Annotated in this window: 13 protein-coding genes; 4 read left to right on the forward strand and 9 right to left on the reverse strand. The window is 49.0% G+C overall.

Annotation, left to right across the window (positions count from 1 at the left end):
* Positions 1-5: 5 nt before the first annotated feature.
* The 7 genes from ACXKZG_RS11560 to ACXKZG_RS11590 all read right to left on the reverse strand — a co-directional run bounded on the left by ACXKZG_RS11560 (position 6) and on the right by ACXKZG_RS11590 (position 8,357).
* On the reverse strand, positions 6-1,736 hold the full coding sequence (locus tag ACXKZG_RS11560) for a ShlB/FhaC/HecB family hemolysin secretion/activation protein (RefSeq protein WP_488874869.1): 1,731 nt from the start codon (positions 1,734-1,736) through the stop codon (positions 6-8).
* A gap of 35 nt (positions 1,737-1,771) precedes the next feature.
* Complete coding sequence (locus tag ACXKZG_RS11565) at positions 1,772-2,767, reverse strand: fimbrial protein (protein ID WP_488874870.1); 996 nt, start codon at positions 2,765-2,767, stop codon at positions 1,772-1,774.
* A complete protein-coding gene (locus tag ACXKZG_RS11570) occupies positions 2,757-5,312 on the reverse strand; it encodes a fimbria/pilus outer membrane usher protein (protein WP_488874871.1) in 2,556 nt (851 codons plus the stop codon). The genes ACXKZG_RS11565 and ACXKZG_RS11570 overlap by 11 nt, the downstream gene beginning before the upstream one ends.
* Positions 5,313-5,318: 6 nt before the next feature.
* Positions 5,319-6,086 carry a fimbrial biogenesis chaperone gene (locus tag ACXKZG_RS11575; RefSeq protein ID WP_488874872.1) on the reverse strand — a complete coding sequence of 256 codons (768 nt, stop codon included), beginning with the start codon at positions 6,084-6,086 and terminating at the stop codon, positions 5,319-5,321.
* 60 nt (positions 6,087-6,146) lie between these two features.
* The gene (locus ACXKZG_RS11580) at positions 6,147-6,710 is read right to left on the reverse strand and encodes a fimbrial protein (RefSeq protein WP_013202192.1); all 564 of its coding nucleotides are present in this window, start codon (positions 6,708-6,710) and stop codon (positions 6,147-6,149) included.
* A gap of 502 nt (positions 6,711-7,212) precedes the next feature.
* Complete coding sequence (locus ACXKZG_RS11585; RefSeq protein WP_488874873.1) at positions 7,213-7,629, reverse strand: hypothetical protein; 417 nt, start codon at positions 7,627-7,629, stop codon at positions 7,213-7,215.
* Positions 7,630-7,637: 8 nt separating this feature from the next.
* Complete coding sequence (locus ACXKZG_RS11590) at positions 7,638-8,357, reverse strand: winged helix-turn-helix domain-containing protein (protein ID WP_488874874.1); 720 nt, start codon at positions 8,355-8,357, stop codon at positions 7,638-7,640.
* Between the two features lie 564 nt (positions 8,358-8,921).
* On the opposite strand from ACXKZG_RS11590, the gene iolE reads away from it, so the two are divergent.
* From iolE to ACXKZG_RS11605, 3 genes are read left to right on the forward strand one after another with little or no spacing between them, the layout of a single operon-like run.
* A complete protein-coding gene (gene iolE, locus ACXKZG_RS11595; protein ID WP_488874875.1) occupies positions 8,922-9,839 on the forward strand; it encodes a myo-inosose-2 dehydratase in 918 nt (305 codons plus the stop codon).
* Positions 9,836-11,011 carry a Gfo/Idh/MocA family protein gene (locus ACXKZG_RS11600; RefSeq protein ID WP_488874876.1) on the forward strand — a complete coding sequence of 392 codons (1,176 nt, stop codon included), beginning with the start codon at positions 9,836-9,838 and terminating at the stop codon, positions 11,009-11,011. Before iolE ends, ACXKZG_RS11600 begins: the two co-directional genes overlap by 4 nt.
* 25 nt (positions 11,012-11,036) lie before the next feature.
* Complete coding sequence (locus ACXKZG_RS11605) at positions 11,037-12,068, forward strand: Gfo/Idh/MocA family protein (RefSeq protein WP_134824139.1); 1,032 nt, start codon at positions 11,037-11,039, stop codon at positions 12,066-12,068.
* Positions 12,069-12,137: 69 nt separating this feature from the next.
* Here the strand turns inward: ACXKZG_RS11605 and ACXKZG_RS11610 are convergent, their stop codons facing one another.
* The gene (locus ACXKZG_RS11610) at positions 12,138-13,148 is read right to left on the reverse strand and encodes a Gfo/Idh/MocA family oxidoreductase (RefSeq protein WP_488874877.1); all 1,011 of its coding nucleotides are present in this window, start codon (positions 13,146-13,148) and stop codon (positions 12,138-12,140) included.
* A gap of 113 nt (positions 13,149-13,261) precedes the next feature.
* On the opposite strand from ACXKZG_RS11610, the gene ACXKZG_RS11615 reads away from it, so the two are divergent.
* Positions 13,262-14,281 carry a LacI family DNA-binding transcriptional regulator gene (locus ACXKZG_RS11615; protein WP_488874878.1) on the forward strand — a complete coding sequence of 340 codons (1,020 nt, stop codon included), beginning with the start codon at positions 13,262-13,264 and terminating at the stop codon, positions 14,279-14,281.
* 41 nt (positions 14,282-14,322) lie between these two features.
* Here ACXKZG_RS11615 and ACXKZG_RS11620 read toward each other — a convergent pair whose 3' ends face one another.
* Positions 14,323-15,201: a ribokinase gene (locus ACXKZG_RS11620; protein WP_488874879.1), complete on the reverse strand. Its 879-nt coding sequence runs from the start codon at positions 15,199-15,201 to the stop codon at positions 14,323-14,325.
* Position 15,202: the final 1 nt, after the last annotated feature.

The raw sequence follows: 15,202 nt of genomic DNA on the forward strand, positions 1-15,202 counted from the left end.
ATGTATTAAAAATTAACGTTCATATTGTAATAAACAACGTTTCTGTCGATTTTATTTCTCTTCAAATCGTCAGGTATATTGACTGGCCATGCGGATGTTAATGCTGCAGAGAAATGGTTGTTTGAAGCTTTGATACCGACAGCTGCACCTGAAAGGGTTTGAGTATTACACCTGGTGTCACAATTATCTTTCGCCACAGAAATATCGTAACCAACAAAAGGCGTCAGGGTATTAAAAGAGTAGGCATTAATAGCAACAGGGAAATTAATGTTATTGGATAGCACAGCACCTGATGCCGCGCGGATATAGTCATTTTTAAAGCCCCTGACCGAATATTCATCCCCTACCGTTATCTGCTCGCTGCTGACCACGGTATCATTGGTGTACTGCAATGTTGTCGTGCCTTCATACTGCAAGCCGATACGTTTGATGCTGGCAATATTTTTCTTCCATGTCATATAGCCGACGTATTTCACAAAATCGATGTCATAGCCTTTAAGGTCCGGATCGTCTGTCCAGCTGGCGTTAAACCACGGGGTGCCGGCCACCACCGACAAATCGCCATAGAACCAACCGTCAAGCACGTTTCCGACATAGTTAATGCCGGTAGAAACGTTGCTGTAGTTTTTTGAACTGACCGCTATTTTGTAATTTTCAATGAAGTTAGTGCTGTAGCGCTTCTCAACTTTCGCCCAGGCGCTAAATTTACCGCTGGCATCGCGCCCAATCAGCCGACTCACTTTGGCTGATAAGCGGCGTGAGGTGCCCTCACCATGGTAACGACCATAGGTACCCCCGACATAGTTTTCATAATTCGAATACAGATAGCTTAAATCGAGATTCCAGTAGCGATACGGCAGGTTGAGTGAACCATAAGCCGTATACTGATGCTCTTTATCATCCTTCATGTTGTACCAGGAGTACCTGCCGGATAAGGAGTCATTTACGCCAAGAATATTTCTGCCTGTTGCCGTCAGATAGTATTGGTGATCGCCTTGAGGCTCTGTACCGGAATTATTTAACCCGGCGCCAAATGAAAAATAGCGAACGTCCAAATCGCTATAATCGACAACGGAATAGCCGGGCTTCTCGGTTGCTTTGACTTTAATGGCGGTTTTTGGAGATACCTTCAACATATTTTCCAGCCCCTGATCCAGCTCTTGTATGTTGAGTTTGCCGTTCTGGGCAGCAGGGATCGCCGCAAACAGCTGCAGCCGGTCCCTCCAGCCATAATCACTTTTACCGTTTATGGTGATGCTATCGATCTTGCCCCAGAGCACGGTGAGTTTGAGAATGCCACTGTTGAGATTGGTTCTCTCCAGGCTGACCAGAGACGTTGAATATCCCTTTCCGATATAGAAATTGGTTAATTCGCGGATTAGCTTTATAATATCCGCCCTTCCCATCTTCGTACCTTGATATGATGAGATAATCTGATTTCTTTCTTTCGACGTGGCGAAGAGATCATCATTGATGACTTCTATTTTTGAAATAAGATATTTTGGGCCAGCATTTTTATCTGCCACCCGATCGTTTGCTGTCTGTTGGCGGTTCTCCTCTTGCGCGGACTGAATTTTCTTCTCGTCTTCAATTGCATCCTGGCTTTCAGTGACGTTCTGTTCACGTAAAAATTGATCGATATCACGTTCGGCGAGGGATGCCGCATAGGAATGACACTGGAAAAGGAACAGGGTCATCGCGCATAAAATTATTAAGGTTATTTTTTTTGTAAACATGGTATTTAAGCCATTTAAAATTTAAGTGTTGGGATTTAATCAATGCTAATGGTGTAAAGTAACGTGCCCGAGACTTTACCTGGCGTGATGTTGGCTCTTTCTGAGTCTTTGACGTATAAGTGCGCAGACATATTAATGTTCTTTTCAACGACATTTGGGAATAGATATTTTTTTCCCATTTGCACATATGAATACCTGGTGCTTTTTTCGTTTATTTTCACTTTGACCGATATATTTTTAGCGTATCCGTCACCACTGATAACGCCAATTTCACCGGTTTCAGCACCAAACAAATAATTATCAGAATTGAAGGTTAATCCGATTGATGATGCCGTTGGACAACTAACATGAAAGTTCCATTTCACTTCTTCGCCTTGCTTAGTAGATTTCGAAAAATAGGCAGAATCATAGGTGCCCAGATTAATAAAGGTAGATGAGGGGACGACCGCACAGCTCTTCGGTTTGATAACAATATTTGAACCCAGGTTGACATGCATCAGCGCCACTTCGCCGCTGTCGGTGGGGATATAGGCTTTGGCAATTTCTCCTGCAGAAATAATGTGTTCCCCTTCTGCAACAGAACCAATATGCACCAATTCAACCAATACGTTGTCCGCTGGAATGGTGCAGACTTCTATGCAGTTCAATGACTTACCGGGAACATAATAAGCGTCTGAAAAGGATGCTGGCCACTTCATTCTTATGCCGATACCAGCCACTTCTGTAATATAAATGTTTGAATAAACACTTTTGGCATAAGACCTTGAGTATGCTGATTGCCAGTTAACCGTCGCGCCGTTTTCACAGGTGTATGAAATGGCTGAAACAGGAAACTGGCGTGAGTAAAGCACCGTTTCCGTCGGCGATGTTGATTTAGAGGGATTCAAGGTGATTGATTCACCGATGTTAAGATTTATCACTCCTCCTGAAGTGATAGTGCACTTTGCGGCATGCGCGGGTGTTGCAAGAACAAACTGAATTACGAGCGCAAGACAGGATGAAAACAGTAATATCGTCGATTTAGCCTTCATTTTCATTTCCCTCTGACAAACAATGCACATCCTGGTGTGATAATCCTTCTGGCGTCTTTACTGATTCCGGGACTGGCGAAATGGTTAAACTGCAGTGATGGACGGATTTGTCTTTCTGCCATGCGATTGAGTAACGGGACGTTTGATTATTTTGAGGTAACATGACGCGTCCGCCCTGTCCCACCAGGCCTACAACCTGACCTTCATTGTCCTTAACCGCAGTACCAAAAGGTATATTCAGTCCACTACTGTGGCTGATGCGATATAACTTCATTGGCTCGTTTGTCGACTCGATATCAAGTAACAGAATGGCACCGCGGGTAGGAATGATTTTTTTATGGACGTCTTCTGTCTCCAGCTCAAAGGAACTTCCTTCGGGATCGAGGTATAACTCGTTATATTGATAGGGTATGAGATTACGGACAATGCCGTAGCCATTGCTTTGTATTCTGGCCAGGTTATCTGGGTAAATCCTTGCACCTTCAGCACCTTGAGAATTCACGATGGCAATACTGTCACCCATCCCCTGAGAGTAATTCACCCCCCCTGAATGAATGATCACCCCGCTGGATAAGCCGATTGCGGCAGAAACCGCATGAGATGTTTTACTTATACTCGCCGTCGTTGCAGCCAGATCGGTATTTCGGGAGAAACTCACCCCGCTGTTCTGGATGACTTTTTCACGGGTGTTTACATAGGCGTTAAAGTTATTTTCTCTTTCCTCGCCGGTGGTTCCCGTTACCGCGGTTCTCAGGGAGGCGCTGTTTGAATTGTACCCCCCTGATGCAACCAGATTCACGGTGTCTGTTGCAGAGCGGTGTAATGGCACTGAGAAATTGACGTAAATCTGCCGGTCATCATAACCTTTGCTGTCATGATATTGCGTCAGGGAAATTGAATAGTTGAAATTGCGATAGGCATTACGATATGAAACCTGGTAGCTTTTATTATAATTACTGTCGTCTTTATGCCATGTTCGTCCCATGTACCCACTTAAATACAGGCTTCCCCAGTAATCAGGTAACTGTTGCGAAAGGGTCACGTCGACTCTGTCACGCGATCGTTCTACACGTTCGAACTCCTTTTCATATAACGCGTCCGACAATGTATAATAATCATCTTTCATCGCCCGTCGGAATGACAGATTGATCGCCGTATCACTTTGATTGACGTATTTGGAGTAATTTAATTGTATGGCTGCGTTGCAAGTCCAGCTGCAATGCTCTTTCTTACCATCTTTGAAATCGGTATATGACCAGGTCATATCGCTGCTGATTGCGCCCACAGGCGTGTTGAATGCCACGCCGGTTTTAAGCGCTTTGTATGCGAAATCTGTTTGCTGTACACCACTGTAGAGCGTGGTATTACTGGCTATTCCATACTGGAGCATGCCCTCAAACAGCATTGGTGAGGCAGACACGCCGGAGAGCTTTATCTGCCCGACAGTAGAGGAATAACGCAGATACCCCTGGCGGAGAAGCTGAGGGACATTGGCATAGGGTACGGTGAAGCTTTGGACGCGACCATCCGACTCCTTGATGTTGACCACGATATCCCCGCCATAACTTGCAGGGTAAAATTCCCGAAGCTCAAACTCGCCAGGTGGCACATTGGTTTCATAGATCACATTATTATTCTGGACTAACGTGACCGTCGCATTGGTGTCCGCAATACCCCGCACTGACGGCAGGTAGTTTCTCATCGACATGGGCAGCATGGGGTCCCAGGTGCTAAGAGAAGCGCCCCTGATACTTAAGCTCTCGAAAAATTCGCCGGACGTCGAGATATCACCGACTAAAAATCTCGACTGCAGGCTTCTGACCGCGGTCTCAGCATAGGCATCACCATGTACCAGCGTACGGTTATAACTGGATTTCCCATTAGTAAAATAGAGATTGTCATTTGTATTAAAACGCCAGGAACCCAGATTGAAGCTTGTACTGGCTCCCACGTATAAACTGTTGACGGCATTCTTCCCTTTTTCCATATAACTGGCGACATTCGCATTGCCAGACATTTTTAATGCATTGACACCGTCGTCCCACAGGGCGGGATCGATATAATCATCGGAAGCGCGATTGAGGTAGATTTGTGGGATGGTGATATTCAGTGCGCTTTCACTCTTCTCGAACACCACCACCGAGCCAGGGATTAACGATTCCAGCTTTCTACAACCGTCTAAGATGTTTTCAACAGAGTAATATTGACTGTCTATCTTAAACGCAACCAGCAATTCTCGGGTTATGCAGGGAGTCAATTGGCCATCGACAGTGTCGAATGTTATTTTTTCGCCACCCAGCTTTCTGTCATTAACCGTCAGGTCGACGTAGTTGATCCCTGGGGTTATTTTTTCCTTTGTTAAATAATCCAAATCGACATTACTATCATACTGTTTCATAAAGTCAGTATTAAACGTAAAGCGTTCGGACTTTTTTTCTATAACTTCCCCCTGTTTCTCGTCCGTGGCAAAAGTTTGCTTTGGAGAGATAATAATCAGTCCAAGCAATGCTAAAGAAAACTTCATCGCGAGCGTTTTTGTGTTCATAACACTTTATTTCAATGGTTTATTTATTGTTATCGTCGCTCCGAGGTCGGTGATGTAGCGATATTCTATCGTGTTACGCACCCCCGGATTAATGCCATCAAAAGTGAATGTTTTGGTGCTGAAAGGCGCGATCATGCTTGCCTCACCCTCTTTTTTTACTGCGCCATTATCAAAAGAGACTTTATTTACCGACACATGATAGGGATGATCATTCGTCACCTTAACCTGTGTTTTATTACCTGATGATGCGTAGGTAAAACTGAGGTTTTCGGCTGCCAAAATGGGTGTCCCCTTCAAACCAGCAGGACGATAGAAAAATTTGATGATAGTTCTGAAAACCATTTCAATGCCATTTTTATCCTGGTCACTTTCTTTCTGGGGCGGAATATCCATGACGTTAAACCACAAGACGGTTTCTCTGTCCTGCAATAGTGTGCTTTCAGCGTCATCTAACTTGAGGAAACGAAAGACCTTTGCCTCGCCGGCATCGATCAGTGATGCAGGTGGGCTGATAAAGAAAGGCAGCCGATCGTTGCCTCCCTCTAATCCTTTTGTTTCGGCATCGCTAAGCCAAACTTTTGTCAAAGAAGGCGCTGACCCGATGTTATTAATACGTACGCTGGCATCTTTTTTGTTTCCCGCGATGATAATGCGGGTAGTGTTGATCTGTAGCGTTGCGTACAGATTTGTACTGTTGAGCAACAGCCCGATACCCATGGCGATTAACCTTGACGTAAACATTGCAACTTCCCTCTTACCCATCGGCCCTTCCATGTGGGCATGTTTTAAAAGCTATCTCTTACCTTTAGGACAGGTAAGAAATAGCTTAATTTATTAATTATAAGTTATTGAATATAAGGCTTGCGACTGTACTAAACCTGCAGTTACTATACCTGTGGCATAATATTGCGCCCAATATTCGAACAAGGCTTTATTACTAGCAATAGTTACTGACTGATGCGATCCGCTGTTGTTCAAATTGATGTCGGTTTTATCATTATTCAATATGGCAATCTGAACATTTTCACTACCCCCACTAGCTTTTTTTATTTGATTAATGAGTTTACCTGTCGTCGCATCAATGGTGGATTGCGCTTTTTCAAAGACAACGTCAGCTACTTTACCATCTTGACAGTCAGCGCCCGAAAGCTGTATATAAAACCGTGTGTCTCCGGCTCTTTGACCTGATTTCTTCAATGCTGACGTGCTGACGTTAGGCAAAGTTATGGTAAAATCTGCTTTTCCATCTAATGAGCCGGGAGTTGTTCCGCCTGAAATTACACAGGTGACATCCTGAATCTTTCCATCGAAGGTGATAGTACCATCACTCGCGCCAGCACTACTTGCCACGCCACCGCCAGAAACCGCAATCACACTAGCGAGTATGGTCATTCTCATCGAATACTTACTTTTAAACCCCATCATTTTTCACCTCATATAAAATAGTCGACATTAATCCCAACGTTTATTTATCAAAATTAGTTGGTCTATTTAAAAAGCACACGCTACATGTAAGATGCTCTCTTCTCTCTGTGTAGAAACAAGATTGAGACGTATCTTAGTTATTTTAACTTTCACTTCTATATTATTCAGCAAAACAGAACCAAAATCTGCTTAGTTTGGTTACGGATTTTATCTATTTTTTTTAATTAGAATATACTGCCGAAAATTAGATGTCTATTTATAGGCTCATAACCTACTGATTAAATGGAATTTATCTGACTTATATGAGCTAAATATGGAGAATGCTTTACTGCGGTACTCTGTAAAGAGCGGGATGATAAAACGATGGAATGTGGTGTAGTACTGCTTAAAATTGAGTGTCAGTTCTTTCGGATTACGCCCCTGCCGATATACCTTACCGGAATATCAGACGAGGCGTAACGCTACAATGTACTTATTAAAAGCAAAAGAACATCGGTTCTGCAGACCAACTCATGATATGTGAATTTTCATGCCTTTTTATCGAAAATGCGGTTGATTTATCCTGCTGCCAAAAAAAATCGGGATAGAAATTAATGAGCGAGCTCACTTCTTTGATTGACTCTGAAGGGTTGGTTTTTATTTTTTTCGCGGTGAACACATAACCTGTATCGCTAATTCTTTCAGCCGTTAAGAAAATTTGCCTGCTAATCATTTTCTTATCATCATCTCCTTCAAATCTCGCATCTATGTTGAACACCCCCTTGTTATCTTTAATGTTGATCTTATAGGTGGCATAGACCTTTCCTGCCGTGTTTTCTATCACATGCAAAGCCGTACAGTGCATATCGGCAGCGCCAGCCGAAGTGGATATCAGCATAAGGGCCAGCGTCATTTTTATTATCATTTATTCACCCGTGAGTCAGTGTATGACATACAATGCATCGTCGGCGGGCAATCAAAGATGGTGGTTCTGATCGATCCCAGATAAACAAATATCTTGTGTTTGTTTTTGCATGATGAGGCTCTTGTTTCTAAAATTTCAACAACACGACGCGTTGACACCCCCTCCGGACTCCCTTTATAGACATAGACGCAGTCAGGTAAACCAGAGATTTTGATATAGCGTTCATCGCCAAAAAGTTCACTGCCATCGTGACTTTGCAGAGCGTATAATGAATATATTGCTATAATAGACATTACCATGAAAGACAGGATTGATTGTTTCTTAGATAACTTCCACCCTCGTCCCTTCTCTTCCATTTCAATACAGGCTGATGGCGTATATTCGGTAATGGCTATTTCTTCGTTTATTATTACGCCTTCTTTATGGATAGTTTTAATTAACTCCCCATCATAACCGATATACTTTAAGGCTTTCCTCAGGTTCACAAAGCACTGGTAATAGGTGGCGCTTGAGACCTTCTTTAACGCATCATCTCCCCATGCTGCTTTGTAAAGATCGGCTTGTGAAACCAGTTCTCTTCTTTCAATAAGAAGTAAAAGACACTTTGCTGCGGGAGAATGAATAGAGAGCGATTTCTGTGTCGCTAACGATCTCAACACTTTGTCTTTTGGAATAAAAACAACATCATCATCAATGATATAATTTCGAGAGCTCATGGGCTCACCTTATTTCGTTTTCAACATCCTGCTGAAATATACTATGGCATCTTCCAGCGCCTGTTACGCAATCGCGATCCTAATTTTTCTATCCTTGTAACGTTTAGTACGGGCCAATATTATCGATTGCTCGTACCAAAAAGCCCCAAAAATTTTAGGGGAGCCATTGTAGTGATTACCCGGTTGTTCTGTCTACCTTGATTCCTGTAAATTTTGCTAAATATCTCGCGCTTGATCACAGTATTTTATAAATTATTCTTTTCTAACATCGAAAGAATTAATTATTTAATCACATCAATCAAATCTCCCTACATCGCTTAAACATTTGATTAACAGGAATGACTGTAAAGCTGTAATAGTCGTGGCGTTATTTTATTGACCAGCCGTAAGCCATCCATTTTGTTAACGCCGTGCCCCGTGGGAAACCTCGTTTTGATCACACTTTTTACAGCTGAACCCGCCCTTCAACCCAATTGATGGTTTTCCATCATTGAAGGGGTAACGTTCCTGTAATTGCTCTCTTTATAGTGTCTTCAGTTTAAGCCGTCAGGAGCCTGTATCCCCATGAATTCCCGCATTCAGTTAGGTGTCAGCCCACTCAGTTGGACCAATGATGTCCTGCTCGATTTGGGCGACAATATCCCGCTTGAAACCTGTCTGCACCAGGCGGCATTTGCCGGTTATCAGGGTATTGAGCTGGGCAGGAAGTTTCCGCGCACTACCGCGGAATTAACGCCGTTACTAAAAGAGGTGAATCTGCGGCTTGCATCCGGCTGGCACAGCGGATTCCTTGCCGACCGCAGTGTGGCGGAAGAAGTTGCTGCCGTTCAGCCCCATGCCGCCTTGCTTAAAGCGCTGGGGGCAAACGTGATGGTGTATGGCGAATGCGGCAAAATGCCGGGCAGCAATCCGCTGGACGAACCGCTTTCCCTTTCGCCGGTGTTGAGCTGCGTGAATATTGATGACTATGCCCGCAAGGTGAGCGAGTTCGCCAATATTCTGCTGCGCGAGTTTGGCCTGAAGCTGGCCTATCACCACCATCTGATGATGCTGGTTGAACAGCATGATGAGCTGCAGGAGTTTCTGGCGAAAACCTCCGACCACGTTGGGCTGGTGCTCGACTCCGGTCACGCCTTCGCGGGCGGCGTCAATCTGGCCCAGACGATCGAACGGTTTGGCCATCGCGTGGTGCATATTCATCTGAAAGATGTCCGCCCAAACGTGCTGCACCAGGTGCAGCTGGACGATCTCAGCTTTAATGATGCGGTTCGCGCCGGGCTGTTCACCGTGCCGGGCGAAGGCTGCATCGACTATGCCCCGCTGATTGAGTTTGTGGCCAATTCGGGTTACCAGGGCTGGCTGATTGTTGAAGCCGAACAGGACCCGCAAAAAGAAGAGCCGTTAGCTGCCGTTTCCCGCGCGTTTCGCTGGGCACAAAACACCTTTCAACTTTCCGCCGATGTCGAGGAAACCGCACAATGAAAGAGACGCTGAATATAGGCCTGATCGGCTCTGGCTTTATGGGACAGGCGCATGCCGATGCCTACCGTCGTGCGGCAATGATCTATCCTGACCTGCCGAAACGCCCACACCTGTATGCGCTGGCCGATCAGAATCAGACCCTGGCCGATGAAAATGCCGCACGCTTTGGCGCAGAAAAAGCCTACGGCAACTGGCGTGATTTGGTGGCCGACCCGCATGTCGACGTGGTGGATATCACCTCGCCAAATCACCTGCATTTTGAGATGGCGCTGGCGGCAATTGCGGCCGGCAAGCATGTCTATTGTGAAAAGCCGCTGGCCGTCAGCACTGAGGAAGCGCTGGAAATGACGCAGGCCGCAGAAAAGGCGGGCGTGAAAACCATGGTGGCGTTTAACAACATCAAAACCCCCGCGGCCCTGCTGGCAAAGCAGATTATCGAACGTGGCGATATCGGCACGCCGATCCGTTTTCGCGGCACCTTCGATCAGGGCTTTTATAACGATCCGGAACTGCCATGGTCATGGCGGTGTTCCAAAAAACTGGGCGGCAGCGGTTCGCTGGGCGACCTGGGCGCACATACACTCTCCGTGGCGCAGTTTCTGATGGGCGGTATCCGTGAGGTCACCGCCAGTGCGCAGACCTATCTGCGTCAGCGCCCGGTTCCTCAGGTGGATGCCGGCTATGCCAGCCGCACCGATGAAAACGCCGAACGCCGGGAAGTCGAGAATGATGACCAGGTGCAGTGCCTGGTGAGTTTTACCAGCGGCGCCAGCGGCGTGATTGAAGCCTCGCGCATTGCCGCAGGACGTATTTTTGGTGTGTTCTGGGAAGTCTCCGGCACTGAAGGCACGATCTATATGGACGGTGAACGATTTAATGAGCTGCAGGTTTATCGCTTCAACGACGACAAACACGATCGCGGATTTAAGACCCTGTACGCAGGCAGCCAGATCCCGGCCTATGCGGGCTTCTTCGGCTTTGATTTTGGCGGCGGCGGACTGGGCTATTTTGATGTGAAGGTCATTGAAGTCCACGACCTGGTGCAAGGCATTAGCAGCGACGAGGATTGTTATCCGAATTTTGCGTTTGGTTTACAAAATCAACAGATCCTGACCGCAATCGAGCAGTCCATGGACTCCCATCAATGGGTTAACGTGGCGAATAACCGCTGAACCGGCATCGCAACAAGGAGTTAGTATGTTTCCCTCTTCTTTACCTGTCCCACGGCTGCCGTCAGCGCAGTCAATTCCCGTCCTGCGCTGGGGCATTATCGGCCCCGGCTGGATCGCCGATCATTTTGCGCGCGCATTAAAAGAACACACCGGGCAACAGTTGGTTGCGGTAGCCGCACGTAATGGCGATAAGGCACGTGCATTCGCCGATCGTTGGGCGATCCCGGCGGCATTCAGCAACGTTGACGAGATGCTGGCGATGAACGATCTGGACGCGGTGTATATCGCCACCCCACACAATCATCATTTCCCGGATGGTTTGCGCGTGTTGAAAGCAGGCAAGCACGTGCTGATTGAGAAGCCGCTGGCGTTGAATGCCAAAGAAGGCGCGGCGTTACAGGCGGAAGCGCAGCGTCAAGGCGTGCTCTGTATGGAAGGCATGTGGTGCGACTTTGCGCCAAAATACGATGTGCTGAGGCAGCTGTTGGCGGATGGCGCATTGGGCGATCTGCATACCCTGATTGCCGATCACGGTGAGTTTTTCACCCAGGATCACCGCATATTTAATGCCGATCTGGCCGGTGGCCCGATGATGGATTTAGGCAGCTATCTGATTTCACTGAGCGTGATGGTGGCCGGCGCGCCCGAGCGTATTCAGTCCAGCGGTCAGCAGGCTGAAGGGAATATCAACGGTCAGGCGTCGATGCTGTTTGAACACGCCAACGGCATGCATTCGGTGTTGAACACCACGTTATTCAGCAATACTCCGGGCAAAGCGATTATTGCCGGCCGCGATGCCGCGCTGGTGTTAGATGGTCAATTTTACGCGCCTGGTGGCTTTGTATTGACCTCAAGCCAGGGCAATAAATCATTGCGCTGGGAAGAACCGCTGAACCGCTACACGCAGCTTAATCATGAGATCCAACATTTTGCCTGGTGTGTCGGTCAGGGATTAACGGATTCACCGGTTCGCCCGCTTGCCACGGCATTAATGACCCTATCCACCATGGATACCGTGCGCGGACAGCTGGGAATTGTGTTTAACGAAGAGCGCTAAACCGCGCGGTTCTGCCGTTAACGCCAACCCGGTCAACATCCTCAGCGCTGATGACCGGGTTGTTTTTTTCTACCGCATCAACCCTACCGGGCAAAAGGTCCGGGTTGCCAGAGATTTCACCGCCGCTTCTGCAATGGCTTGCGCCTGAATGCCATCCAGTAAACCTGGCAAGTCAGCGACCGCTTCCCCATGCAGATAACGCACAAACGCATCCAGATGCTGATAGTACGTTGCCTGCACGCGGCTGAACCAGTCCGGGTACAGCCCCGGTTTGGCGATGGTGTTGCCCTGATACAGCGTCATCCCATGCGGACTTTGAGAACCGGACTCTGCCAGCCCTTTCTCACCCATCACGCTGATGCGTTCATCGTAGCCATAGCCGGTGCGGCGGGTGTTATCCAGCTGCGCTAATCCGCCCTGACGCATCTGCATAATCAGCACCGAGGTGTCGACATCACCAAATTCACCGATGGCCGGCATTGCCAGCGCTGCCCCCATCGCCCCAATCGAAACCACCTCATCGTCGGTCAGCCAGCGCAGAAGATCGAAGAAGTGGATGGCCTGATCCCGCATCTGCCCGCCGGAAGACTGCAGGTAGCTGAGCGGCGGCAATTCAGACGCGCGGCAGACCATCTGAATCAGTTCAGGACGTCCAAGGGTGCCCAGCTGCAGCTGGCGTTTTAACTGCTGATGGCTGCTGTCAAAACGGCGGTTGAAGCCCACGGTGACTTTTGCGTTCAGGGGCAGCACTTTCTCTACCACGTGGTTGGCCCGTTCCAGCGATAAATCGATCGGCTTTTCGCAATAGACCGCTTTACCGGCCCGAGCGGCGGCTTCCAGCAGCTCCGCATGGGACGGCGTTGCGCTGGCGATCAGCACCGCGTCAATGTTGTCACTATTGATGGCGGCACTGACCTCGCCCGCCTGGCTGTGAAATTGTGCGGCGGTTGCGCTGGCGCGAGCGCGGTCCACATCGGTCACCATCGCCAGCTCAATGCCCGGATGGGCCGACAGATTCGCAGCGTGTACCTGGCCGATAAAGCCACAGCCAATCAGGGCAAAACGTTTTTTCTCAGTCATGGTGAATTCCTGTCTGCAGGTCAAAGTTCAGCAATAAAGTCGTTGCCAAAATAGCCTGCTGGCTTACCCTGAGGAACGCGTGTTTTGATGGATTTCCCTCAACAGGAACGGCAATGAAAACAATCACTCTGGAGACGCTGGCTGAACTGGCAGGTGTCGGCGTGGCAACGGTCGATCGCGTGCTTAACGAGCGTGGTGGCGTCTCGCCACGTACCACGCAAAAGGTGTTACAGGTGGCGCGTGAGGCCGGACTGAAGCGCATTCTGCCGGAGGAGCACCGGCATGCCTGGCAGATAGAGGTGTTATTAAGCGGTAACGACTCGTTTTTCTTCAAACAGTTGGCTATCGACTTTGCCGCCATCGCCACCCGTCTGGGTTATCGCCGCATTGTGCTGCACCGCACGTTTGTGCCGGAATCGCGCCCGGACAAGCTGGCGACACTGATTGGTGAGCGCAGCATAACCCGCGACGGGTTGATTGTCTTTGCGCATGAACATCCGGCGATTTATGAGGCGCTGCAACTCTGCAAACAGCGCGACGTGCCGGTGATCACCATCGTCACCGATCTGCCCGGCGCGGAAAGGCTGTGTCACGTTGGCATTAACCAGTTGCAGGCCGGCCGCACCGCCGGGTTGATGATGGGCAGCATGATCAAACAGCAAGGTGAGGTGATTGTCGTCAGCGGGCGCTTCGAGTATCGCGCGCATCAGCAGCGTATTCAGGGCTTTCGCGATGTTCTTGAGGAGCGCTTCCCGCAGATAACATTACGGGAGGTGCTGGCCGGTCAGGAGAGCCGCATCACCATCAGCAAGCTGCTGGAGAAGCAGCTGGCGCAGTCTGCCAACGTGGTGGGCCTGTACAATACCGGGCTGGGTAACACCGAGATCAGCCAGGCGCTAGCGCGGCATCGCCTCACCGATTCCTGCACCCTAATCACCCATGAACTTTATTCCACCACCAAAGCGCTGTTCGCCAAAAAAGCGCTGGCGCTAACGCTGGATCAGAATACCGTTCGCCACGCGCAGCTGGCGGTGGATATTCTGCTGGGCTACCTCGAACAAGGGGAAGTACCTGAAGATTTCGATCGCGGGAAGGTGACCTTTATGGTCTATACCCAGGAAAACTATGCCTAGGAAGACCGGAGAGGTTCCGGTCTTGCTGATAGGAATCGCCCTTAAACCGGGCTGAGTTCAACCGCCACTTTGGAGACATGCGCTGCAGCCGCCTCATTGGCGCTGACAACCGCGTCACCTAAGGGTTTACCGTTGGCCAGCGCCGAACACAACACGCCGGTGAAGCAGTCGCCCGCGCCATGGGTGCTGACCAGGGTGATCTTCTTCGCCGCCATTGACTGACTCTCTTCCGCCTGCACGCACCAGGCAACGCCATGCTCACCGGCCGTCACCACCACCTGAGAATAGGTCGCTGACAGCACTTCTGCCGCCTGCTTCGCCGAAGCCAGATCGCTGACCACAACCGCACACATATCGCGGGCTTCGATGGCGTTAACGATCAGCACATCGATGTTTTCCTGCAACTGCGGACTCAGCAGACGGGCTGGCGCGGCGTTAATGCACACGGTGATGCCGCGCTTTTTCGCCTGCTGCGCGGCATGGACGTTAAGCGCTTCCGTGACTTCATTTTGTAAAATCAGCAGCGACACATCCTGCCAGAAAGCGTCGCGATCAAATACCGTCTGCGGAATATGCAGATTGGCATTGGAGACCACCACCGCACCGTAATCGCCTTCCGCATCGGTAATGGCGACGCTCATCCCAGACGGCACGGACGCTATCACCGCCACTGCGTCGGTATTCACGCCCGCGCCCTGCAGCATCTTAAGCAGAAAAGTGCCCTGCTCGTCGTTTCCCACCGCGCCGGCGAAGATCACGTTTGAGCCGGCCAGCGCGGCCGCGATCGCCTGATTGCCGCCCTTGCCACCAAACTTATAGCGGCACGCCGACCCCATCACGGTTTCGCCTTTTTCCGGGCGATGATGGGCATCCAGCATAATGTCGTAGTGCAGGCTGCCGGTAACAACGATCTTGTTCATG

The organism is Erwinia sp. 2186 (assembly GCF_057812255.1).